At 59.4% G+C, this 20,978-nt stretch carries 22 protein-coding genes; 12 read left to right on the top strand and 10 right to left on the bottom strand.

Annotated elements, in window-relative coordinates; translation table 11 throughout:
* Positions 1-18: 18 nt before the first annotated feature.
* Complete coding sequence (gene queF, locus PG898_RS01345) at positions 19-867, bottom strand: NADPH-dependent 7-cyano-7-deazaguanine reductase QueF (RefSeq protein ID WP_218409739.1); 849 nt, start codon at positions 865-867, stop codon at positions 19-21.
* 105 nt (positions 868-972) lie between these two features.
* On the opposite strand from queF, the gene syd reads away from it, so the two are divergent.
* A complete protein-coding gene (syd, locus tag PG898_RS01350; RefSeq protein ID WP_042649537.1) occupies positions 973-1,521 on the top strand; it encodes a SecY-interacting protein in 549 nt (182 codons plus the stop codon).
* Positions 1,522-1,611: 90 nt separating this feature from the next.
* Here syd and PG898_RS01355 read toward each other — a convergent pair whose 3' ends face one another.
* From PG898_RS01355 to PG898_RS01375, 5 genes are all read right to left on the bottom strand, one after another.
* Complete coding sequence (locus tag PG898_RS01355; RefSeq protein ID WP_270823362.1) at positions 1,612-2,397, bottom strand: Zn-ribbon-containing protein; 786 nt, start codon at positions 2,395-2,397, stop codon at positions 1,612-1,614.
* A 9-nt stretch (positions 2,398-2,406) separates the two neighbouring features.
* Complete coding sequence (locus tag PG898_RS01360) at positions 2,407-2,703, bottom strand: hypothetical protein (RefSeq protein ID WP_171276674.1); 297 nt, start codon at positions 2,701-2,703, stop codon at positions 2,407-2,409.
* 195 nt (positions 2,704-2,898) lie between these two features.
* Positions 2,899-3,135, bottom strand: coding sequence for a DUF2789 domain-containing protein (locus PG898_RS01365; protein WP_171276673.1), 237 nt, complete (start codon positions 3,133-3,135; stop codon positions 2,899-2,901).
* Positions 3,136-3,201: 66 nt separating this feature from the next.
* The gene (locus tag PG898_RS01370) at positions 3,202-3,498 is read right to left on the bottom strand and encodes a DUF3301 domain-containing protein (protein ID WP_226169949.1); all 297 of its coding nucleotides are present in this window, start codon (positions 3,496-3,498) and stop codon (positions 3,202-3,204) included.
* Positions 3,499-3,569: 71 nt separating this feature from the next.
* Positions 3,570-4,598, bottom strand: a complete 1,029-nt coding sequence (locus PG898_RS01375; protein ID WP_005330776.1) for a DUF3549 family protein — start codon at positions 4,596-4,598, stop codon at positions 3,570-3,572.
* Positions 4,599-4,809: 211 nt separating this feature from the next.
* Here PG898_RS01375 and PG898_RS01380 point away from each other — a divergent pair, with 211 nt between their 5' ends.
* The 6 genes from PG898_RS01380 to ptsG all read left to right on the top strand — a co-directional run bounded on the left by PG898_RS01380 (position 4,810) and on the right by ptsG (position 11,356).
* The gene (locus tag PG898_RS01380; RefSeq protein ID WP_106886065.1) at positions 4,810-5,145 is read left to right on the top strand and encodes a YqcC family protein; all 336 of its coding nucleotides are present in this window, start codon (positions 4,810-4,812) and stop codon (positions 5,143-5,145) included.
* 70 nt (positions 5,146-5,215) lie between these two features.
* Complete coding sequence (gene truC / locus PG898_RS01385) at positions 5,216-5,962, top strand: tRNA pseudouridine(65) synthase TruC (RefSeq protein ID WP_270823367.1); 747 nt, start codon at positions 5,216-5,218, stop codon at positions 5,960-5,962.
* Positions 5,963-6,147: 185 nt separating this feature from the next.
* Positions 6,148-6,588, top strand: a complete 441-nt coding sequence (locus PG898_RS01390; protein WP_043130954.1) for a flavodoxin — start codon at positions 6,148-6,150, stop codon at positions 6,586-6,588.
* Between the two features lie 520 nt (positions 6,589-7,108).
* Entirely contained in the window at positions 7,109-8,431 is a 1,323-nt protein-coding gene (locus PG898_RS01395; RefSeq protein ID WP_317841283.1) for a maltoporin, read from the top strand.
* Between the two features lie 90 nt (positions 8,432-8,521).
* Positions 8,522-9,496 carry a MalM family protein gene (locus PG898_RS01400; protein WP_270823368.1) on the top strand — a complete coding sequence of 325 codons (975 nt, stop codon included), beginning with the start codon at positions 8,522-8,524 and terminating at the stop codon, positions 9,494-9,496.
* Between the two features lie 429 nt (positions 9,497-9,925).
* Positions 9,926-11,356 carry a PTS glucose transporter subunit IIBC gene (gene ptsG / locus PG898_RS01405; protein ID WP_042649531.1) on the top strand — a complete coding sequence of 477 codons (1,431 nt, stop codon included), beginning with the start codon at positions 9,926-9,928 and terminating at the stop codon, positions 11,354-11,356.
* Between the two features lie 179 nt (positions 11,357-11,535).
* Here the strand turns inward: ptsG and PG898_RS01410 are convergent, their stop codons facing one another.
* From PG898_RS01410 to map, 4 genes are all read right to left on the bottom strand, one after another.
* On the bottom strand, positions 11,536-11,919 hold the full coding sequence (locus tag PG898_RS01410) for a DUF3461 family protein (protein WP_005330793.1): 384 nt from the start codon (positions 11,917-11,919) through the stop codon (positions 11,536-11,538).
* A gap of 127 nt (positions 11,920-12,046) precedes the next feature.
* Positions 12,047-12,874: a 2,3,4,5-tetrahydropyridine-2,6-dicarboxylate N-succinyltransferase gene (dapD, locus tag PG898_RS01415; RefSeq protein ID WP_139745752.1), complete on the bottom strand. Its 828-nt coding sequence runs from the start codon at positions 12,872-12,874 to the stop codon at positions 12,047-12,049.
* A gap of 176 nt (positions 12,875-13,050) precedes the next feature.
* Positions 13,051-15,696, bottom strand: a complete 2,646-nt coding sequence (glnD, locus tag PG898_RS01420; protein ID WP_270823370.1) for a bifunctional uridylyltransferase/uridylyl-removing protein GlnD — start codon at positions 15,694-15,696, stop codon at positions 13,051-13,053.
* A gap of 86 nt (positions 15,697-15,782) precedes the next feature.
* On the bottom strand, positions 15,783-16,571 hold the full coding sequence (gene map, locus PG898_RS01425; protein WP_161507455.1) for a type I methionyl aminopeptidase: 789 nt from the start codon (positions 16,569-16,571) through the stop codon (positions 15,783-15,785).
* A gap of 358 nt (positions 16,572-16,929) precedes the next feature.
* Here map and rpsB point away from each other — a divergent pair, with 358 nt between their 5' ends.
* The 5 genes from rpsB to uppS all read left to right on the top strand — a co-directional run bounded on the left by rpsB (position 16,930) and on the right by uppS (position 20,953).
* Positions 16,930-17,658, top strand: a complete 729-nt coding sequence (gene rpsB / locus PG898_RS01430; protein WP_025327917.1) for a 30S ribosomal protein S2 — start codon at positions 16,930-16,932, stop codon at positions 17,656-17,658.
* 104 nt (positions 17,659-17,762) lie between these two features.
* A complete protein-coding gene (tsf, locus tag PG898_RS01435) occupies positions 17,763-18,644 on the top strand; it encodes a translation elongation factor Ts (RefSeq protein WP_025327916.1) in 882 nt (293 codons plus the stop codon).
* A gap of 71 nt (positions 18,645-18,715) precedes the next feature.
* Positions 18,716-19,450, top strand: a complete 735-nt coding sequence (gene pyrH, locus PG898_RS01440; protein WP_025327915.1) for a UMP kinase — start codon at positions 18,716-18,718, stop codon at positions 19,448-19,450.
* A gap of 96 nt (positions 19,451-19,546) precedes the next feature.
* Entirely contained in the window at positions 19,547-20,104 is a 558-nt protein-coding gene (frr, locus tag PG898_RS01445; RefSeq protein ID WP_025327914.1) for a ribosome recycling factor, read from the top strand.
* A 72-nt stretch (positions 20,105-20,176) separates the two neighbouring features.
* On the top strand, positions 20,177-20,953 hold the full coding sequence (uppS, locus tag PG898_RS01450; RefSeq protein ID WP_139436553.1) for a polyprenyl diphosphate synthase: 777 nt from the start codon (positions 20,177-20,179) through the stop codon (positions 20,951-20,953).
* The last annotated feature ends 25 nt before the right edge of the window (positions 20,954-20,978 follow it).

Raw genomic sequence — 20,978 nt, forward strand, 5'->3', positions numbered from 1 at the left:
CGGCTTGTAGCGCCGGGTTTACTGGCGGATGAGGCGCAGGTTGGCGGGCACGGGTTCCCAGTCACTGCGGAAGGGGTTGATGTCCAGCCCCCCGCGGCGAGTATAGCGGGCATAGACGGTCAGCTGCTGCGGGGCGCAGAAGTGCTTGAGGTCGATGAAGATGCGCTCTATGCACTGCTCGTGGAACTCGTTGTGCTGACGGAAGGAGATGAGATAGCGCAGCAGCTTCTCCCGATTGAGGCGCGGGCCGCGGTAGTGGATCACCAGGGATCCCCAGTCCGGCTGGCTGGTGACCAGGCAGTTGGACTTGAGCAGATGGCTGTGCAGTGTCTCCTCCACTATGTCCGCCTCTGCGGCCCCTTGCAGCAGGGTCTGGTCAAACTCGTAGCTGTCGATCTCGATGTCCTGCTCGTCGATGCACTCGCCCGGCAGCAGCGCTATCTGGTGAGGGGCCTGATCGAGGGGGAACAGGGTGACGCTCACCTCAGCTCCGGCGCAGGCGCTCAGGTCTTTGGCCAGCAGTGCCTGCACCGCTTCCAGGGAGTCGCAACGGGTCTGGTTGAAGGAGTTGAGGTAGAGCTTGAACGACTTGGATTCGATGAGGTTAGGGCTGGTGGCGGGCACGGCCACTTCGCCGAGCGCAACCACGGGCTTGCCCTTGGCATTGAGCCAGGAGAGTTCGTACAGGGTCCAGACGTCACAGCCCTGGAAGGGCAGCGTCTCGCCAAGGCCGAGATCGTCGCGATTCAGACTGCGTGGCACGGGTTGCAGCAGGGACGGGGTGTACTGGCTGATGTAGGCAGACTGCTGCCCCAGGCTCAGGCCCTGCAACGCGCTGGCGCCTGCGTATCTCTCTTGTTTGCTCATGCTTGTTTGCTCACGCTTGTCTGATAAAGGGTTTGATGGTGCAATGCCCGGATTTTTCGGTCAGGTTCTTGCGGCGATCAGAGGCCGCTATTGTGGGGAATATCGATGTCGGATCAAGTCCTGTCTGCCCTGGAGCAGTTCTTTTTACGCTGGCAGCGCGATGGCGAGGCGAGGCGAGGGCTGCCTCTGTGCGAGTGGGAGGCCGACTGGCGCTCCCCTTGCGAGCTGGATGAGCCCAGAGAGGGGCGGGTGGCCTGGCGTCCGTACCGTCGCCCTGTGCCTGCCGACTTTGCGGCCATGGCCGATGCCCTCGAACTGACCCTGCACCCGAGCGCCCTTGCCCTGTTTGGCCACTGGTTCAGCCGCCCGCTTCCCTGCTCCTACAAGGGGCTGCGCATCGAGCTCATACTGCCGTGGAACGAGGCCGATCTGGATCTGCTCAAGGAGAACCTCATCGGTCACCTGCTGATGCTGCGCAAACTCAAACGCACGCCGTCGCTCTTCATCGCCACCACCCGCAACGAGATGACGCTGGTGTCGCTCGATAACGAAAGCGGCCAGGTGTGGCTGGAGTGGCTGGATTCCGGTCGCCGTCTGGTGCTGGCCCCTTCCCTGCCGGCCTTCCTCGCACGGCTGGAGACCTTGCCGCAGTAAGCGGACCGTTTTTCGCTCGCCCAGTATGTAAAGAAGGGCCTTGCCATCTGGCAAGGCCCTTCTTTCATGGGGGGAACGGCGCAGGTGGAGCTAGTCCTTGAAGTCCCAGGAGAGGTTGGAGACCAACCGGCAGGGATCGCACTTGAAGTCGAAGATCTCGTGCAATGGCGCTGCCAGTGCCCAGTCGTTGCCACAGCTCGGACAGGGGCGAGCCTTCTCCTCGGCCGCACTCAGGCCGCCCACCCGATAGAGATAGTAGTAAGTCGGGATCCCGCAGAGCCCCTCCAGCCGTCTGGCCAGATCGCAGCCCCGGCGCTGCAGTCGGCTGCCCACCTCGCCGATCTCGTGCAGTACCGCGTGCTCGGCGATGGAGCCGTTCATCTGCAACTGATCGCAGGCCTCCCAATCCTCCTGCCACTTGATGATCTGCTTGTGGTCACCGTTGGCGATGGCGGGCAGGCGGTAGAGCGGAATGGGGGCGAAATGATCGCCGCAGCGCAAGGGAGAGCACGTGTGCACAAAGCTGGTGTAGAGCAGCATCCAGCTCGGCCGCTCGCCCTCCTGGCCGCAAGGATCCGTACTGTCGGAGAGCAGATCTATGCCGAGCAGCTGGGGCTTGGGAGCCAGCAGCCCCGCCTGGTGCAGGCCCTGTTCGGCCAGCGCGACCTGCTCGCTCTGGTTGTCCGGGTGCAGGCTGTCCTGCTCCGGGCAGACCACCCGAGTGACAAAGCCGCCATCCTGCATGCTGGTGGGAAACTCCCGCCCCAGGATCTGCCCCTGGTAGCGCAGCATGTCGAGGTAGTTGACTATGGCCGGCTCGGCCTCGCCGAGGGAGGTGTCACGGTAGCATTCAAAGTTGAGTTCGAGGATATACATGGGGAGGCATCAATCCTGCTGCTGTTTGAGCAGCAGGGCGGTCAGGCGATCGACCTTCTGCTCGAGGCGGTTGAGCTGCTCGCCCAGCTGTTGCAAATCGATGGCCTGGGCCGGGGCGGCAACGGCGGGGGCGCTGGCCGGGGCCGGGTCTGTTGACTGGGGTTGTTGCTTCCACTGGCTCAACACCTTGAGCAGCTCGGCCATGGGCACGGGGTGACTGAGGCGGGCCTTGACCATGGCGGTGGAGGGGGTGATCCCCCTGGCACTCAGTTCGTTGGCTATCTGGATGATCTCTTGGGCTGACATCTTGGCTCCTGCGCGGCTCTCTTGCTGCTTGCGGATGGTGGCACAGAGCTTAATCAAAGCCTGCCCATCAGGAAAGCGGTGCTAAAGGGGGAGGCTTAGTTTGTTGAGGTGGGGGAAGCCAGGGGGGGGGGTGAGACGTGATGGGGGCACAGAGCTCACACCCCGGCCCTCGGGAAAGCGGGGACGCGGGTCGGCTCAGTTTGCCTGGCGCAGCATCACGTCCAGTTGATCAATGGCTTCGGACCAGTCGGAGTCGTTCCAGAGCGCGTCACGCAGGAACACGGCCTGGGAGGGGCTCCAGAAGCTGGCCTCCGGCAGCAGGGTCTGGTTGTCCAGAGGGTGCTCGCGGATGAAGCGGTGCAGGCTTATCTCGTCATTGGCCAGGCCCAGCTGGGCGAAGAGGGCAGGCATGTCATGGGTCAGCAATTCCATCTCGTGTCTCCTTGAAGGGCGATTGTCGAGAATTATAGCCAGCCGCCACGGCCTTGCCCCCATGGGCTAGGAGGGGAGGCGATGGGGCGGCAGCTCGACCCCGGCGACATGCAGGCCCTGCATGCAGAGCTGGCCCTGGTAATGGCTCTCCCCGTCGCTGGAGAACTCGAACTGGTAATAGGTCAGCAGGCGCAGGGGATTGTGCCCCAGGGCGCGATGGGTGCGGGCCAGCGACAGCAGTTGCAGATCGTGATGCTGGCAGTAGCGCCGCATATATTGCCAGGCCAGCTCCGCCTGGCGGCGCTGTTGCCAGAAGGCCCAGCCGACGACGCCAAGCAGCAAGATTCCAAGCATTTCTCCCATCAGCGGGTTCCTTCTGTGATGTATGGCTTGGGCCGTGCTTCCCGGGGAAAGCACGGCCGCACCGAGAGTGGTTATACCGAGGCGAACAGTCGGCCTATGGCCTGGCCGAGGGCCTCGCTGCGCTCGGGGTCACGCAGTCTTGCCAGCATATCATTGCGCAGGGCGGGCAGTGTCACCAGCTCGGCAAAGACCTGATTGAAGAACTGGGTGGGCTGCAGGGCGAGCTGCTCCAGAAACAATCCGAGCAGCTCGGGATTTTTCAGATCGGGCCAGAGACGGCCTGCGATGGCGAGCAGCAGAGCCGGGCTCGGCCGGGTGTGCAACAGGGTCAGCAGCTTGTTGCTGCGCAAGGCATTACCGGAGCAGGAGGCCAGCGCCCGGCACAGGTAGGCCAGGGTCTCGGCATTGGGTTCGGCGCACTCCTGCTCCTTGCCGATGCGCTCGAGCAGGGCACCTTGCAGCGCCGGGGGCAGGGGGGCGTTTTCCAGGCTCTGGCACAAGGCGTAGAGCGGCTCCAGAGGCAACTTGGGCAGCGCCTTGCACACCAAGGCCAGATTGCGTTCATCCTGCAGTCGCTCCGCCAGATCGGCGAAGCCTTGCAACCCCAGGGCCTGCCACCCCTCTTCTCCTGGCACCGCCAGGTAGTGGCAGAGGGCGTCGTAGTAGGCGGAAGGCGCCTGCTCCAGCTGACGGGCCAGCTTGGCATGCAGACTGGCCATTTTGGCCTCGGCCGGTCGGAAGGTGTAGGGGTTGTCGGCCAGTCGCTGTGCCTTCTCCTCGTCCAGATCGCCGGTGAGCTTGTAGCCCAGGGTTTCGACCACCTGATCCATGAAGTGCTTGGGGCCGCTGGCGATGAGCAGGCCATGCTCGTCGAGGGCAAACTTGAGGAACCAGAGGTAGTGCCTGGATTCGGCTGGCTGGAAGAAGTGCACACCGAGCCAGGCATGCTGTTGCAGTGGCCAGGGGTAGGGTTCCTGCTGCTGTTCGATGCGAGCGAAGAGATCGCTCGCCAGCGGGCGCACCTGGCGGCCCATGTCGAACAGCTGGAACTGGGTCTCGGCCTGGGTCAGAAATTCGGTCAGGGTATTGATGGCAGACATGAGGGCATCCGGCTAAATGTGATGCGGGCGATTATAAGGAGGCTGCATCAGATAGCCAGAGGCTCAGGTGCGGGCCATGAAAGTGATGGCGGCATGGCAGCCACCCCGGGGGCGGTGTATAGTAACGCCCCTTTTTGGCACGCGTGTTTGAAGAAGGCGGCCTCCCTGCCTCTGGCAGCGGGATGGACGTCGAGACGAGGAAGAGGACGAGATGAATCAATATTTGCTGGTCGCCGGTCTGCTGGGTGAACTCACCGCCGAGTTGCAACGCCTCGAACGCTGGCAAGCCGAGCATCCGGGGGCCGAGGCGCTGGCGAGCGAGCTGCCGTTTTGCGTCGATACCCTGAGCTTCGATCAATGGTTGCAGTTCGTGCTGATACCGCGCATGGAGCAGTTAGTGCTGCTGCAAGCCCCGCTGCCCACCAGCGTATCCCTCTATCCCATGGCGAGCGAAGTCTACAAGGACGAGCTGGCCGAGGTGGCCGGACTGCTGCGCCTCATCGGTCGTTTCGATCTGCTGCTGACCGGAAAAGTGGTGGAGCAATGATCACTACCCTGCCTGCCCAGCCACGGGACCTGGTCGCGGCGCGCTGCATTGGCGATACCCGGGTGGCGGCATGAAACTGACCCTGCTCTATCAGGATGACTGGCTGGTGGCGGTCAACAAACCGTCGGGCCTGCTGGTGCATCGCAGCTGGCTCGACAAGGCTGAGACCCGTTTCGCCATGCAGATGACCCGGGATCTCATCGGTGGGCGTCATGTCTACCCTGTGCACCGGCTCGACAGGCCCACCTCCGGGGTGTTGCTGTTTGCGCTGGATCCCGCGGTGGCCCGGCCTCTGACCGAGGCGTTTGCCGCCCGTCGGGTGCACAAGGAGTACCTGGCCTTGGTGCGGGGCTGGGCCCCCGAACAGGGGCTGATCGACTATCCCCTCAAGGAGCAGCTGGACAAGATAGCCGACGCCATGAGCGACCCCGATCGCCCCGCCCAGGAGGCGGTGACGGCGTTTCGTCGCCTGCATCAGGTCGAGCTGCCCCATGCCGTCTCCAAGAAACATCCCACCAGTCGCTACAGCCTGGTTCGGCTCTTCCCAAAGACGGGTCGCAAGCATCAGCTGCGTCGTCATCTGGATCACCTGTTCCATCCCATCGTCGGTGACACCACCCATGGTGATGGCCGGCATAATCGCTTCTTTCGCGAGCACTATGGTTGCGAGCGGCTGTTGCTGGTCGCCCACCGCTTGAGCTTCGAGCACCCTGTGCTCAAGGTGCCGATGCGGATCCAGGCGCCACTTGGTCCAGAGGTACTGGGCCTGTTCGCAAGGCTGGGGTGGCCCGCCAGCGAGAGCGACTACGGCGCCTGATACCCGTCATCATTTGTGGCCTCTGACCGGGCTATGGCATGCTGTAGGCCATGTTCGTCAGAGGAACCACTTATGGCTCAACGAGATACCCCGCTAGCAACCCCGCGTACCCAGACCCTGTCCGGGGCCAAGACTCCGGACAGGGTGCCAGAGCCGGGCCTTATCCTTCGTTTGAGGAGTCGCTGATGGCCGACATCGATATCCTGGTCGGTACCGTCTATGGCTCGGCCATGCTGGTGGCCGAGACACTGCGGGATCACCTGCAAGCCCAGGGGCATGTCTGCCAGCTCTTCGACGAAGCAGAGTTGACTGATATAGATGCGTCCCGCTTCTTGCTGATCGTCAGCGCTACCACGGGGCAGGGGGATATTCCTCCCAATCTGCAACCCTTCGCCACGGCCCTGGCCGATCGCGCTCCTTATATGAAGGGATGGCGTTATGCCCTCATTGCCATGGGGGATAGCAGTTATGAACATTTCTGCGGGGCTGGGCGCAGGCTCGATGAACTGTTGCAGGAGTTGGCTGCCGACGCGCTGGTGCCGCGCCTGGAGATAGACGCAACGGTGGAGGATGAACCGGAAGTCGCGGCGCTGGCCTGGTTGAAAACCTGGGAAAATAAGCTGTAACCGGATTGTCAGCGTATTTTAAATTTCGCCCCCGTGAGCTTGCTGACGGGGGCGTGTTATTTTGGGACTCACTTAACCTTCTTTGAAATATATCCCGCACTTTGTCAGGTTATTTTTCCCTCGCCAGATCGGATTTCTCATCCCCATATTCATCAGAACGGCGACACGTCAGAAAATTAAAAGTTCCGCACTGAAAGCGATTTCAATCATGTTTTCGTCACTATTCGATCGATAAAACACTTAATCATCATCGCAAATTAATATTTGAAAGCGCTTTCTTTGGTGTTATTTTGCTGTTTTTTGTGTTTTTTGGGTTTTTTATTGCTTGGTTGTGCCTTTTTGATGTCGGTGTTCGTCCTCCATGATGGGGGCGCGCGATTTGTCACCGTTTTGTGAATCAGCTCATGTTTGTCGCGAAATTGGCTACATATAATCGACCCCGGTTATCGCTGAAACGTTTTTCAGTGATAAGAACTTGAATATCAGGATCACACTCCCAGCGGGAATAAGGAAAATGAAAATGAAAGCAAAGTGGCTCCCGATTGCAGCAGCAGTAACCGCTGCCCTGGCTTCCCAAGCCGCCTTCGCCGTTGATTTCCACGGCTACTTCCGTTCAGGTGTTGGTGTTTCCGGTGACGGGGACATGGTTAAATACAACGTCAACAAGGTTGGTCGTCTGGGTAACGAAAATGATACCTACGGCGAAGTGCAACTGGGTCAGGAAGTCTTCAACAAAGATGGCAAGACTTTCTATGTAGACTCCATGTTTGCCATGACCTCCAACGGTTCCAATGACTGGGAAGGCACCGGTACCGTCTGTAACTTCGACGCCAAACAGTGCAACGGCGACTCCGACTTCGCGCTGCGTCAGTTCAACGTTCAAGCCAAGGGCCTGCTGGGCTTCGCGCCGGAAGCCACCCTCTGGGCCGGTAAGCGTTTCTACCAACGTCACGACATCCACATCTCTGACTTCTACTACTGGAACATCTCCGGTGCCGGTGCCGGTATCGAAGGTATCCAGGCTGGTCCTGGCAAGGTCTCCCTCGCCTGGATCCGCAACGACCGCAGCGCGGCCGATGTGTTCGGTCAGTACACCGAGACCAGCCCTGGCGTCTTCCAGAAGAACGAAGATCTGAACGTCAACACCCTGGACGCGCGTTATGCCGGTATCCCGCTGTGGCAAGACGGCTCCCTGGAAGTGGGCGCCATGTATGCCCTGGTCAACGAGACCGAAGCTCAGAAAGATCTGAAAAACGACAACATGAAGAACGGTCTCATGTTGACCGCCGAACTGACCCAGGGTGTGATGGGCGGCTTCAACAAGACCGTGCTGCAGTACGGTACCGAAGGTTACTCCAAGACCATGGCCTACTACGGTGATGGCTCCTGGTACGGTGCCGAGGCCAAAGACGGTGCCGATGGTTACCGCTTCATCAACTGGGGCGTCATCCCGATGGGTAACTCCTGGGAGATGGGTCACCAGCTGGTCTACGGGGTAGGCAACGAGATGTGGGATGGCCACGACAAGACCGAAACCCTGTCTGCCGTTATCCGCCCGATGTACAAGTGGGATGACTTCAACAAGACCATCTTCGAAGGTGGTGTGTTCAAGGACAAGACCAGCTACAACAACGGTGGCAGCGACAAGGATGGTGGTTACAAGCTGACCCTGGCGCAGGCCTGGTCTGCCGGCTCCAGCTTCTGGGCCCGTCCGGAAATCCGCGTCTTCGCTTCCTATCTGGCTGATACCGAAGCCGATGCTTCCGGTAGCAAGAACAGCTTCGAAGGTGGCACCTCCAAAGACACCTATCAGGTTGGCGTACAAGCAGAAGCCTGGTGGTAAGCAATATCTTCAGTTAAGTTAGTCACTGCCCCCTTATGGGGGCAGTTTTGTTTAGCAGGATTTGGCAACCGGGTTATGGAGATAAGAAGAATGAAACTGGTAAAGATGTCTATCGCGGCCGTGGTTACCGCGCTGTTGGCCGGTTGTTCCGGTAGCATGGTGGTGCCCGTACAGGAACACGCCTCCATCCTGAGTAATGCCGACCAGGCCAAGCAGGCGCTCTCCCAGGCCACCAGTTGCTGCGCAGGGTTCAACGAATTCAATTATGTCTCCCTGCCGGAGGGAGAGACGCTGCTGACGCTCGACGGCAAGCAGCCCAGTTATCAGTTTGACGAGGGGATGAGTTACTTTGCCGCCTATCGTCTGCCGGTCAATACCGGCAACCTGGCCATCACCCTCGCCTCTCAAGTCAGCAAGACGGTGCTCGTGCCCAAGGTGATCATGCTGGATGCCCAGTTCAAGGTGACCCGTGTGCTGGGTGAGTCGGTCTTCACGTATCAACCCGCCCACCTGCTCGACAATGACAGGATTGAAGGCAAGGTGTTCGTGGATCGCAGCATGCCGGGCAACCCGGCGACCGAAACCTACATGGTGGTCTATGCCCCGGCCGACGAGCTGTCCGGCAGCACCACCATACTGCACCCTGCCAAGGCGTTCGCCCGGGCCAATGGCACGGTTGAGCCGGATATCAAGGATCCCGTGATCCCCCATTCTCCCTGGGGCCTGCTGCAAATCAAGGTCGTCGACATGGCCAAGGGGCAGGGTCTGGAAGCCGTGTTCAAGCCCGAATATTCGGACAAGGTGGCGATGAGTCAGGCCAAACCGGCTACGACGGCCGTGGCGGCGACGGCAGCGACCACTGCTGCGGTGGCAGCAACCCCCAGTACACCTGCCCCCGCGATGTTGAGCGAAACAGAGACCTTCTACAGCAGCCAGATCGAGAAGGCGGTCAAGGCCGGGGATATCGACAAGGCGATGCAGCTGGTGAATGAAGCCGAGCGTGCAGGTTCAACCAAGGCGAAATCCGTCTTTATTGATGCGATTAAACGTTCACAAAAGAACTGAATAAGCGGATTTATTCAACGTAATATTTATTGCAGGCCTCCCTTGTTGGAGGCCTTTTTAATCGGTAGACTGGATAATATAAAGCTGTAATGAGTTACATATCGTTACAATTGGTTTCCTTGGGTATTTATTGGTTTCCTTTTGAATTATCTTGAAGTGTTTTTTTTCTTTTTGCGGCAAAGCTATAACAATACGAAATAATATTCAAGATAGCCCCCTTCCTGCTTATTTATTATCTTGTGATCTCTCCTCCAAATTTATTATTCCCTTGGCCTCGATGGAGGTATTTCCGACCCTGCTGGGTTATATTCTGTAGGTCAAAATAAACACCCCGGAAAACGCATTCGATGCAGCCATGGATGAAGTACACCGTCATCAATAAACTGCACTGAGTCGTTGTCGGAAAAAAATCCATTCAGGAGCGCACACATGTTAAAAAATGCTTTCTCTAATCTGCAAAAGGTCGGTAAGGCGCTGATGCTGCCCGTATCGGTCTTGCCCGTTGCAGGTATTCTGCTGGGGGTGGGCGCCGCTCACTTCAGCTGGTTGCCGGAAATTGTCTCCCAGCTGATGGAGCAGGCCGGTGGTTCAGTGTTTGGCCAGATGGCGCTGCTGTTCGCCGTCGGCGTGGCACTCGGCTTTACCAATAACGACGGTGTATCCGGTCTGTCTGCCATCGTCGGCTACGGCATCATGGTCGCGACCCTGAAGGTCATGGCACCTGTGATGGGGGTCGAGAGCATCGATACCGGTGTGCTGGGGGGTATCCTCGCCGGTGGTGTCGCTGCCTGGGCGTTTAACCGCTTCTACAAGATCCAGCTGCCCGAGTACCTTGGCTTCTTCGCCGGTAAGCGTGCCGTGCCCATCATCACCGGCTTCGTCTCCATCGGCCTGGGTGTTGTGCTCTCCTTCATCTGGCCGCCGATCGGTGGTGCCATCGGTGCCTTCTCCGACTGGGCTGCCAACCAGAACCCGGTACTGGCCTTCGGTATCTACGGCGTGGTTGAGCGCTCCCTGATCCCGTTCGGTCTGCACCACATCTGGAACGTTCCCTTCTTCTATCAGGCGGGTACCTGTGTCAACGCCGCTGGCGAAACCGTACACGGCATCATGACCTGCTTCCTGACTGCTGATGACGCTTCCCGTGCTGCCGGTAACGGCTTCGGTCAACTGGCCGGTGGTTACCTGTTCAAGATGTTCGGTCTGCCTGCTGCTGCGTTTGCCATCGCTCACGCTGCCAAGCCGGAAAACCGCGCCAAGATTGTTGGTATCATGGCCTCCGCTGCCCTGACCTCCTTCCTGACCGGTATCACCGAACCTATCGAATTCTCCTTCCTGTTCGTGGCGCCTGTGCTGTATGCGATTCACGCGCTGCTGGCCGGTCTGGCTTACGTCCTGACCAACATGCTGGGTGTCGTGCACGGTCACACCTTCTCCAACGGCTTTATCGACTTCGTGGTGCAATCACCCCGTGCCGACAACATGCTGCTGCTGGTCGGTCTGGGTCTGGTCTACGCCGTCATCTACTACGTGGTCTTCACCGTGGTGATCCGTGCCATGAACCTGAAAACCCCGGGTCGCGAAGACGAAGCTGCCGAAGAGACCGTTGGTCAGAGCAAAGACGAGATGTCTGCTGCCCTGGTGTCTGCCTTCGGTGGTAAAGAGAACATCGCCTCCCTGGATGCCTGCATCACCCGTCTGCGTGTCGGCGTGAAGGACGTGGCCAAGGTTGACCAGGCTGGTCTGAAGAAGCTGGGCGCCGCCGGTGTGGTGGTTGCTGGCTCCGGTGTACAAGCCATCTTCGGTACCAAGTCCGACAACCTGAAAACCGACATGGACATCTGGATGAAGAGCAACTAATCCTGTTGCCTGCATATCAGAGTTCTTGAAAAGGGAGGCGCAAGCCTCCCTTTTTACTGGGCACTTGTCAGCCAGTTGGGCGAGGGGCCGAGCAGATCCGGGGGAGTGCGTTGGCATCTCCCTGTGCACCGGCATTAAAAAAGGCGCCTGATGGCGCCTTGTGCAGGGTGGGGGGCTGCCTAGAGTTTTTCCAGGTCCCGCTCTATTTCGCTGATCTTGTTCTGCACCACCTTTTCCAGATGGCGCAGGTCACGCAGGATTTTCTGCTTGATGTCCTGATCGATCTCGACGTGCACGCCCTGGGTCAGGTTATCCAGCTCATCCACCACGTACTTGAGGTTGGCGTTGATCTCGGTGACATCCTTGTACTCATGGGTGCCCGAATCGATCAGCATGGTCTTGCGCTGGCGGGGATACTTGAACTTGACGCTCTTGGCGAAAAATTCTCCCTTCTGCTTCTTGAAATAGATCTTGAGGATGTCGTGGTTGGCTTCCTGGCGCAGGGTATAGCTGTCCACTGAGGTGGGTTCCTGGATCCCCAGGCTCTTCAGATTCTCGTACATCGGGTTTCCTCGGTTTGAAACGATCCTGACCCATCTATCTTAACCGAGTCACCATGGCTTGCCTGTGACAGGTGCGCCAAAATCAAAAGGGGCCCAAAAGGCCCCTTTTACCATGATGACTGGTCGATCACTCGTCGATGGAACGCAGCAGGGCGTTGATGCCGACCTTGGCACGGGTCTTGGCATCCACCTTCTTGACGATGACGGCGGCATACAGACTGTACTTGCCGCACTTGGATGGCAGGGAGCCGGAGACCACCACTGAACCGGCCGGCACGCGACCATAGTGGATTTCGCCGGTTTCGCGGTCATAGATGCGAGTGGACTGGCCGATGAAGACGCCCATGGAGATGACGGAACCTTCCTCGACGATCACCCCTTCAACCACTTCTGAACGGGCACCGATGAAGCAGTTGTCCTCGATGATGGTCGGGTTGGCCTGCAGCGGCTCCAGTACGCCACCTATGCCGACGCCACCGGAGAGGTGCACGTTCTTGCCGATCTGGGCGCAGGAGCCCACGGTGGCCCAGGTATCGACCATGGTGCCTTCATCGACGAAGGCACCGATGTTGACGTAGGAGGGCATCAGCACGGTATTGGGCGCGATGAAGGAGCCTTTGCGGGCGGTGGCCGGCGGCACCACGCGTACGCCTGCCGCCTTGAACTGCTCTGCGGTGTAGTCGGAGAACTTGAGGGGAACCTTGTCGTAGTACTGGGCGTCGTCGCCCTTGATGATGCCGTTGTCATTGATGCGGAAGTAGAGCAGCACGGCCTTCTTCAGCCACTGGTGGACGACCCACTCACCGGCAATCTTCTCGGCGACCCGGGCCTTGCCGGAGTCCAGCAAGTCGATGGCCTCCAGGATGGCGGCCTTGGTGGCGGTATCGACGGAGCCGGGGGTGATGGAATCACGGCGCTCGAAGGCCGCTTCGATGGTCTGTTGCAACTGGGTCATGACAGGTTTCCTTTAAAAAATTCTGTTTGTTGTATCACACTTTTCCAATCGTTTTTAAGGGCTCTGGCCGATTTCTTCAAAAGAAAGGCGATTTATTATACTTAAGTGGCCCAACCACTTGTTCTGATTGATAAATCAGAACGATAAACGGCGTCTTGTGAAGCCTTTCCAGAGTATTATCGCCCCTCCTCGTCCCCCTGCTCCTGCGGGTTGAGCTGATTGACCAGCCGCTCCTCCAGCGCCTGCTGCTCGGCCTGATTCAGCGGCTCGCCCGCGAGGGTGGTGAGGCTGAAGAAGTCTTCCACCCGCTCGCCTATGGTGGTGATCTTGGCGGCATGCAATTCGATGCCGCACTGCTGGAAGACGGCACCGATGCGGGCCAGCAGCCCCGGGGTATCCAGGGCGGTCAGCTCCAGCAGGGTGTGGCGGCTCTCCCCCTTGTGGGGCAAGAAGACCACTCGGGTTGGCACGCTGAACTGGCGGTGGCGCCGTGACAGGGGCTTGTTGCGCAGCACCAGCTTGCCCGGCTCCTGCAGCGCCTTCTCCAGCGCCTTCTTGATGGTGGCGGTGCGGTTGGGGCTGATGGGTTCGCCATTGGGTTCGAGCACGATGAAGGTATCCAGCACATAGTCGCTGCGCGAATTCATGATCTGGGCGTCGTGGATGTTGAGGTTCTTTTGATCCAGCGCCGAGGCCACGGTGGCGAACAGATTCGGGGTGTCGCGGCAATAGATGAACACCTCGCTGCCACCCCGGATGGGGTGCTTGCCGATCAGCACCAGAGGGGCCGGATTGTCACCGTGCGCGATGATCTTGCGGCAGTGCCAGGCGATCTGCTCCGGGCTGTGGCGCAGGAAATAGTCGGCCTTGAAGTCGTTCCAGAGGGCGTTGACGGCCTCCTCCGGCACCTCGCGCTGGGCCAGGATCTGCCTGGCCTGACGCTGGTTCTCGCGGATCTTGAGGCGCATGTCCGGCGGGTTTTCCAGCCCCTGGCGCAGCGCCTTCTGGGTGGCGAAGTAGAGCTCCCGCAGCAGGGTGCCCTTCCAGTCGTTCCACAGGGTGTCGTTGGTGGCGCAGATATCGGCCACGGTCAGGCAATAGAGCAGATCCAGGTGCAGTTCGTCGCGTACCTTGTGAGCGAAGTCGGTGACCACTTCGGGATCGTAGATGTCGCGGCGCTGGGCGGTGACCGACATCAGCAGATGGTGGCGCACCAGCCATGCCACCAGGCGGCTCTCGTAGCGATCCAGCCCGTGCAACTGGCAGAACTCCAGCGCATCGACGGCGCCGAGCTCCGAGTGATCCCCCCGCCGTCCCTTGGCGATGTCGTGGAACAGGGCGGCGATGCTGAGCAGCTCGGGCTTGCGCAGTTGGGTGAACACCTCGTGGCAGAGCGGGTGGGTCTGGCGGCTGGCTGTATTGGGGAAACGATGGATGTTCTGGAGCAGGCGATGGGTGTGCTCGTCCACCGTGTAGGCGTGAAACATGTCGAACTGCATCTGGCCGACGATGAGATTCCACTGGGGCAGATAGGCCGCGAGGATCCCGTACTTGTGCATCAGGGTGAGGGGCTGGCCGATGCCGTTGGGGTGGCGCAGCAGCGCCATGAACAGGCGACGGCACTCCGGCAGGTCCTGTAGCCAGCAACTCAGGGTGCGTCTGGCCTCCCGCAGCTGGCGCAGGGTGGCGGAGTGGATGCCGGCGATGTCCGGGTGCTGGGCTATCTGGTAGAAGAGCCGCAGTATGGCGGCGGGGTCGCGGCCAAACAGCTCGGAGTCCACCGCATCGATGAGGCGACCACGGAGCTGGAACTCGTCGCTGATGCGGCGCACATCCATGGCGGTGTTGCCAAGGATCGCCTCGTCAAACAACTGCAGCAGCATCTCGTTGAGCTCGGCCACCCGCCGTACCGTCTGATAGAAGCGTTTCATCATCTGCTCGACCGGGCCGTTGCCTTCCCCCTCAAAGCCCAGCATCTGGGCCACGGTGCGCTGGCGATCGAACAAGAGGCGGTTGTCCCCCTTGTTGATGGCCATGTGCAGGGCGAAGCGCACCTTCCACAGGAAGTTCTGGCAGTCGAGCAGTTCGCGATACTCGGCCCGGTTGAGAAAACCGTGGCTGGTCATCTCGAACAGGGTGGTGGCCCCGAAGTGACGGCGGGCGACCCAGGCCAGGGTCTGGATGTCGCGAAGTCCGCCGGGATTGTTCTTGAGATCCGGCTCCAACTTGTAGGCGGTGCCGAGAAACTGCTGGTGGCGCAAGCTCTGCTCCTCGCGCTTGGCGCGAAAGAAGGCCTCGCTCGGCCAGAAGTGCTGGGGCTGGGTGGCGGCCTGCAACTGCTCGAACCCCGCCATGCGCCCGGTGATGTAGCGCGCCTCGATAAGGTTGGTGGCCACCGTGATATCGCCGCGCCCTTGCTCGATGCACTCGCTCACGTTGCGCACCGATTGCCCGACCTCCAGCTTGAGATCCCACAGCAAGGTGATGAACTCGCCGATGCGCAGCCCCAGCACCTCGTCCAGCTCGTCCCCTTCATAGAGGATCAGCAGGTCGATGTCGGAGTGGGGGTGCAGTTCGCCGCGGCCATAGCCGCCCACCGCGATCAGGGTCAGGCTGGTCTTGTCGAAGCCGAACTTGTGCCAGAGCCTCGTCAGCAGCGCGTCCATGTACTCTGAGCGGGTGGCCACCAGTTCGATGATGTTGTCACCGGCATCGAAGCGCTCGTGCAGCCAGACAAGGAAGCGGCTCAGATACTCCTTGCAGTTGTCACGGGTGAGCTGGTCATCGGGTAACAGGTGGGGGGAAAGTAGACTGGCATCCATGGCATCTCACACACAAGTAGCAGGCAAACGGCTGGAACGGGCAGTAAAAACCCCGGCGCTGTTGAGGTCAGGGCCGGGGTTCGATGTTAGCTGTGTTTGATGACGCGGTCGATAGTGTCATCGGGGCGCAGGGTGAGTACCTCGCAGCCATCTTCGGTGACCAGCAGGGTGTGTTCCCACTGGGCGGAGTCGCCGCCGTCCTTGGTGGTGACAGTCCAGCCATCCTTGGGATTGACCTTGCAGTGATACTTTTTGCTGTTGACCATGGGCTCGATGGTGAAGCACATGCCCGGTTTCAGCTCCAGCTTGCCGCCGTTGCGGTAGTGCAGGATCTGCGGCTCTTCGTGGAACTCGGCCCCGATGCCGTGTCCGCAGTAGTCACGTACCACGGAGAAACCGGCCTGCTCGACGATGGGCTGGATCACGGCACCAATTTCGGTGATGCACATACCGGGACGCACCTGCTTGATGGCGGCATACAGGCTCTCCTGGGCCACCTTGCACAGCTGGCGACGCAGCGGGGTGGTCTGGCCCACGATGAACATGGCGGAGGTGTCGCCGTGGTAGCCATCCTTGATGACGGTGATGTCCAGGTTGATGATGTCCCCTTCCCGCAGCTTCTTGTGATTGGGGATACCGTGGCAGATCACATCATTGACCGAGGTGCAGATGGACTTGGGGAAGCCGTGATAGTTGAGCGGGGCGGGGATGGCCTGCTGCACCTCGACGATATGGTTGTGGCACAGGGTGTTCAGCTCGTCTGTGGTGACGCCAGCCTTGACGTGGGGGGCGATCATGACCAGCACATCGGCGGCCAGCTGGCCGGCGATGCGCATCTTTTCAATCTCTTCCGGTGTCTTGATTTTAATGGACATGGGATCTCTCTTGGGGCCCGACTGCGCATCCTGCCGATGCCCAACAATCAGGTAATGAAAAATAGATGCGTTTGCAATCAGGGCAAAATTTTATCCCCAACCCCCGTTTACTTCCAGTGTGATCGTCATCGCAACGTCATCCAGCGGTCGCAGCACCTACCGGGATCCATTTTTAGCGGTCCATCCGGTGGTGTCCTGACCAAAGTTATGGTATAAAGCGCGCCGGAATGGGGAACTTGTGTCCCTTTCCATCACCCTTACTCAATAACACACACACATCGACACCTGTACCGGGGTGCCCCTTTGGGGTCGGTTACATGGGATGTGTGGAGGCCTAACCCCAATACAGAGGTATAAAATGGCTAAAGTTTCTATGCGCGACATGCTGCAAGCCGGCGTTCACTTCGGTCACCAGACTCGTTACTGGAACCCGAAAATGAAGTCCTACATCTTCGGCGCCCGCAGCAAGGTTCACATCATCAACTTGGAAAAAACCGTTCCGATGTTTGACGATGCCATGAACTTCATCAGCTCCGTAGCTGCCAAGAAGGGCAAGGTCCTGTTTGTAGGTACCAAGCGTGCCGCGTCTGAAGCCGTAAAAGAAGCCGCTGAGCGTTGCGACCAGTTCTATGTTAACCACCGTTGGCTGGGCGGCATGCTGACCAACTGGAAAACCGTTCGTCAGTCCATCAAGCGCCTGAAAGATCTGGAAACCCAGAGCCAAGACGGTACCTTCGACAAGCTGACCAAGAAAGAGGCGCTGATGCGTACTCGCGAAATGGACAAGCTGGAGAAGAGCCTGGGTGGTATCAAGAACATGGGCGGCCTGCCTGACGTTCTGTTCGTTGTCGATGCCGACCACGAGCACATCGCTATCAAAGAAGCCAATAACCTGGGTATCCCGGTAGTTTCCATCGTTGATACCAACTCCAACCCGGACGGCGTTGACTATGTCATCCCGGGTAACGACGACGCTATCCGTGCCGTACAGCTGTACCTGAATGCTGCTGCTGACACCGTACTGGAAGCTCGCGCTCAGGACATCGTTGTTCAAGCCGAACAAGATGGCTTCGTTGAAGCTGAGTAATTGATAAGGACTGTAAAGCCCTTATTAACCAAGCTGATGTAATTGGTTAGCAGGGGCCCTTGTGGCCCCTGTTTCTTGTCAATTCAAGACCGAGGATACTGGACATGGCTAACGTTACTGCCGCCCTGGTAAAAGAACTGCGCGAGCGCACTGCCGCTGGCATGATGGATTGCAAAAAAGCGCTGGAAGAAGCCGCTGGTGACATCGAGCTGGCCATCGAGAACATGCGCAAATCCGGTCAGGCCAAGGCCGCCAAGAAAGCGGGCCGTATCGCCGCTGAAGGCGTGATCTTCGCCCGTACCGAAGGCAACATTGCCGCCATGATCGAGCTGAACAGCGAAACCGACTTCGTCGCCAAAGACGCCAGCTTCATGGCCATGGGCCAGAAGATCGCCGACATCGCCGCGACCCAGAAAATTGCTGACATCGACGCCCTGAAGGCCGCCGATTTCGGTAACGGTGAGTCCGTCGAGCTGACCATCACCAACCTGATCGCCAAGATCGGTGAGAACATGAACCTGCGTCGCGTGATGCTGGTTGAAGGTGACAATCTGGGCACCTACGTACACGGTTCCCGTATCGGTGTTATCACCAAGCTGACCGGTGGTACTGCCGACCTGGCCAAAGATCTGGCCATGCACGTCGCTGCCAACAGCCCGCAGTTCGTCAAGCCTGAAGACGTGTCTGCTGAAGTCGTTGCCAAAGAGCGCGAAATTCAGATCGACATCGCCATCAACTCCGGCAAGCCGAAAGACATCGCCGAGAAGATGGTTGAAGGCCGCATGAAGAAGTTCACCGGTGAGGTTTCCCTGACTGGTCAACCCTTCGTGAAGGATCCGTCCATCACTGTGGCTGAGCTGCTGAAGAAAGAAGGCGCTGACGTTGTTTCCTTCACCCGTTTCGAAGTGGGCGAAGGCATCGAGAAGCAAGAGACCGATTTCGCGGCTGAAGTTGCAGCCCAGATCGCGGCCGCTCAAAAGGCCTAATCGAACCGGTTTTTCCGTTTCCCCAGACCGCGACTTATGTCGCGGTCTTTATATGACCAGGAATCAGTGACATGAGTACCAATCCCAAGCCTGCATACAGACGTGTTCTTCTGAAGTTGAGTGGTGAAGCCCTGCAAGGATCCGAGGGTTTTGGCATTGATCCAGCGGTGCTGGAGCGGATGGCCCAAGAGATCAAAGAGCTGGTTGAGCTGGGTGTTCAGGTCGGTCTGGTCATTGGCGGCGGCAACCTGTTCCGTGGTGCCGGTCTTGCCAAGGCGGGCATGAACCGCGTGGTGGGTGACCACATGGGCATGCTGGCGACCGTCATGAACGGCCTGGCCATGCGTGATGCCCTGCATCGTGCTTATGTGAATGCCCGTCTGATGTCTGCCATCTCCCTGCAGGGTGTCTGCGATTCCTACAGCTGGGCCGAGGCCATCAGCCAGCTGCGTGCCGGCAAGGTGGTGATCTTCTCCGCCGGTACCGGCAACCCCTTCTTTACCACCGACTCCGCAGCCTGCCTGCGCGGCATCGAGATCGAAGCCGACGTGGTGCTCAAGGCCACCAAGGTCGATGGTGTGTTCACCGATGATCCGGTCAAGAACCCGGATGCAGTGCTCTATCAAGAACTGAGTTATGATGAAGTTCTTGAAAAAGAACTCAAAGTGATGGATCTTGCTGCTTTTACCCTGGCCCGCGACCACGATCTGCCGATCCGGGTGTTCAACATGAACAAACCGGGTGCATTGCGTCGGGTTATCATGGGTGAGCCGGAAGGTACCCTGATCCACCACGTCAGCAAGTAAGACAAGCCTGAGCCGCCTGGCGCGCTTGTCCATTACGCCAGTAAACAAGATAGATACGGGCCGCATGCCGGCTCGTTCGCCAAAAGGAAAACCACTGTGATCAACGAGATTAAAAACGACGCCAAGGACCGCATGGCCAAGAGCGTAGAAGCGCTCAAGACCCAGATGTCCAAGATCCGTACCGGCCGTGCTCACCCGAGCCTGCTCGACGGTATCCAGGTGGAGTATTACGGTGCCGCCACTCCTCTGAAACAGTTGGCTAACGTAGTGGCAGAAGATGCCCGCACCCTGTCCATCTCCATCTTCGATCGCTCCATGATCCAGGCGGTGGAAAAAGCCATCCTGACCTCCGATCTGGGCCTGAACCCGTCCAGCAACGGCCAGACTCTGCGTGTGCCGCTGCCCCCGCTGACCGAAGAGCGTCGCCGCGATCTGACCAAGATCGTCCGTGCCGAAGCCGAAGGTGCCCGGGTTGCCGTGCGCAACATCCGTCGCGATGCCAACGCCGATCTGAAGGCTCTGCTGAAGGACAAGGAGATCTCCGAGGACGACGACCGTCGCGCCCAGGAAGAGATCCAGAAACTGACCGACGCCTTCGTCAAGCTGGTGGATGACGCCCTGGCCGCGAAGGAAAAGGAGCTAATGGAAATCTAAGCCTCCGACAGGTATATTACGAGCGCCGTGTAGTGCCCCTGCACGGCGCTTTTGTCTTTGTGGGAGAAATGAATGTCGCTTTTGGCAGCGTTAGGCGATAGCGCCAGCTCGTCCTTGCCTCGTCACGTCGCCATCATCATGGATGGCAATGGTCGCTGGGCTCAGAACCGTGGCAAGATGCGGGTCTCTGGCCACAAGGCGGGCGTGAAATCCGTGCGTGAGGCCGTGGCCTTTGCCGCCCGTGCCAAGATGGAGGCGCTGACCCTGTTCGCGTTCTCCAGTGAGAACTGGCGCCGCCCGGAAGGGGAGGTCAATGCCCTGATGGAGCTGTTCATGACGGTGCTTGGCCGCGAGGTGAACAAGTTGCACAGCAATGGCATCCGGCTCAAGGTGATCGGCGATACCGCCCGTTTCAGTGAACGGCTGCAGGCCAAGATCGCCAAGGCCGAGGCCCTGACCGCCGGCAACCAGGGACTGACCCTCAACATCGCCGCCAACTATGGCGGCCAGTGGGACATCGCCCAGGCGGCCCGCAAGCTGGCTCGCGCCGTGGCAGCGGGCGAGCTGGATGCAGAGGCGGTCGATGAAGAGGCGCTGGCACGCCAGGTCTGCATGGCCGACCTGCCTCCGGTGGATCTGCTGATCCGCACCGGCGGGGATCATCGCATCAGCAACTTTGTGTTATGGCAGCTTGCTTATGCCGAGCTCTATTTTACCCCGGTCTTGTGGCCCGACTTTGACGAGGCCGAGTTCAGCGGGGCAGTTGCCTCCTTCGTTGCTCGCGAACGTCGCTTCGGGTGTACGGGTGAACAGATACGGGAATTGATCGCCGCGCAACAGACCGGCTAAACCCCGCTCCCAAGAGAGAGGTTTC

The organism is Aeromonas sp. QDB31 (genome assembly GCF_027707605.1).
GTDB lineage: Bacteria > Pseudomonadota > Gammaproteobacteria > Enterobacterales > Aeromonadaceae > Aeromonas > Aeromonas media.

Excerpts from the sequence above, each read along its gene's own strand:
- queF (WP_218409739.1), bottom strand. The coding sequence starts at position 867 with ATGAGCAAACAAGAGAGATACGCAGGCGCCAGCGCGTTGCAGGGCCTG.
- syd (WP_042649537.1), top strand. The coding sequence starts at position 973 with ATGTCGGATCAAGTCCTGTCTGCCCTGGAGCAGTTCTTTTTACGCTGG.
- PG898_RS01355 (WP_270823362.1), bottom strand. The coding sequence starts at position 2,397 with ATGTATATCCTCGAACTCAACTTTGAATGCTACCGTGACACCTCCCTC.
- PG898_RS01360 (WP_171276674.1), bottom strand. The coding sequence starts at position 2,703 with ATGTCAGCCCAAGAGATCATCCAGATAGCCAACGAACTGAGTGCCAGG.
- PG898_RS01365 (WP_171276673.1), bottom strand. The coding sequence starts at position 3,135 with ATGGAATTGCTGACCCATGACATGCCTGCCCTCTTCGCCCAGCTGGGC.
- PG898_RS01370 (WP_226169949.1), bottom strand. The coding sequence starts at position 3,498 with ATGGGAGAAATGCTTGGAATCTTGCTGCTTGGCGTCGTCGGCTGGGCC.
- PG898_RS01375 (WP_005330776.1), bottom strand. The coding sequence starts at position 4,598 with ATGTCTGCCATCAATACCCTGACCGAATTTCTGACCCAGGCCGAGACC.
- PG898_RS01380 (WP_106886065.1), top strand. The coding sequence starts at position 4,810 with ATGAATCAATATTTGCTGGTCGCCGGTCTGCTGGGTGAACTCACCGCC.
- truC (WP_270823367.1), top strand. The coding sequence starts at position 5,216 with ATGAAACTGACCCTGCTCTATCAGGATGACTGGCTGGTGGCGGTCAAC.
- PG898_RS01390 (WP_043130954.1), top strand. The coding sequence starts at position 6,148 with ATGGCCGACATCGATATCCTGGTCGGTACCGTCTATGGCTCGGCCATG.
- PG898_RS01395 (WP_317841283.1), top strand. The coding sequence starts at position 7,109 with ATGAAAGCAAAGTGGCTCCCGATTGCAGCAGCAGTAACCGCTGCCCTG.
- PG898_RS01400 (WP_270823368.1), top strand. The coding sequence starts at position 8,522 with ATGAAACTGGTAAAGATGTCTATCGCGGCCGTGGTTACCGCGCTGTTG.
- ptsG (WP_042649531.1), top strand. The coding sequence starts at position 9,926 with ATGTTAAAAAATGCTTTCTCTAATCTGCAAAAGGTCGGTAAGGCGCTG.
- PG898_RS01410 (WP_005330793.1), bottom strand. The coding sequence starts at position 11,919 with ATGTACGAGAATCTGAAGAGCCTGGGGATCCAGGAACCCACCTCAGTG.
- dapD (WP_139745752.1), bottom strand. The coding sequence starts at position 12,874 with ATGACCCAGTTGCAACAGACCATCGAAGCGGCCTTCGAGCGCCGTGAT.
- glnD (WP_270823370.1), bottom strand. The coding sequence starts at position 15,696 with ATGGATGCCAGTCTACTTTCCCCCCACCTGTTACCCGATGACCAGCTC.
- map (WP_161507455.1), bottom strand. The coding sequence starts at position 16,571 with ATGTCCATTAAAATCAAGACACCGGAAGAGATTGAAAAGATGCGCATC.
- rpsB (WP_025327917.1), top strand. The coding sequence starts at position 16,930 with ATGGCTAAAGTTTCTATGCGCGACATGCTGCAAGCCGGCGTTCACTTC.
- tsf (WP_025327916.1), top strand. The coding sequence starts at position 17,763 with ATGGCTAACGTTACTGCCGCCCTGGTAAAAGAACTGCGCGAGCGCACT.
- pyrH (WP_025327915.1), top strand. The coding sequence starts at position 18,716 with ATGAGTACCAATCCCAAGCCTGCATACAGACGTGTTCTTCTGAAGTTG.
- uppS (WP_139436553.1), top strand. The coding sequence starts at position 20,177 with ATGTCGCTTTTGGCAGCGTTAGGCGATAGCGCCAGCTCGTCCTTGCCT.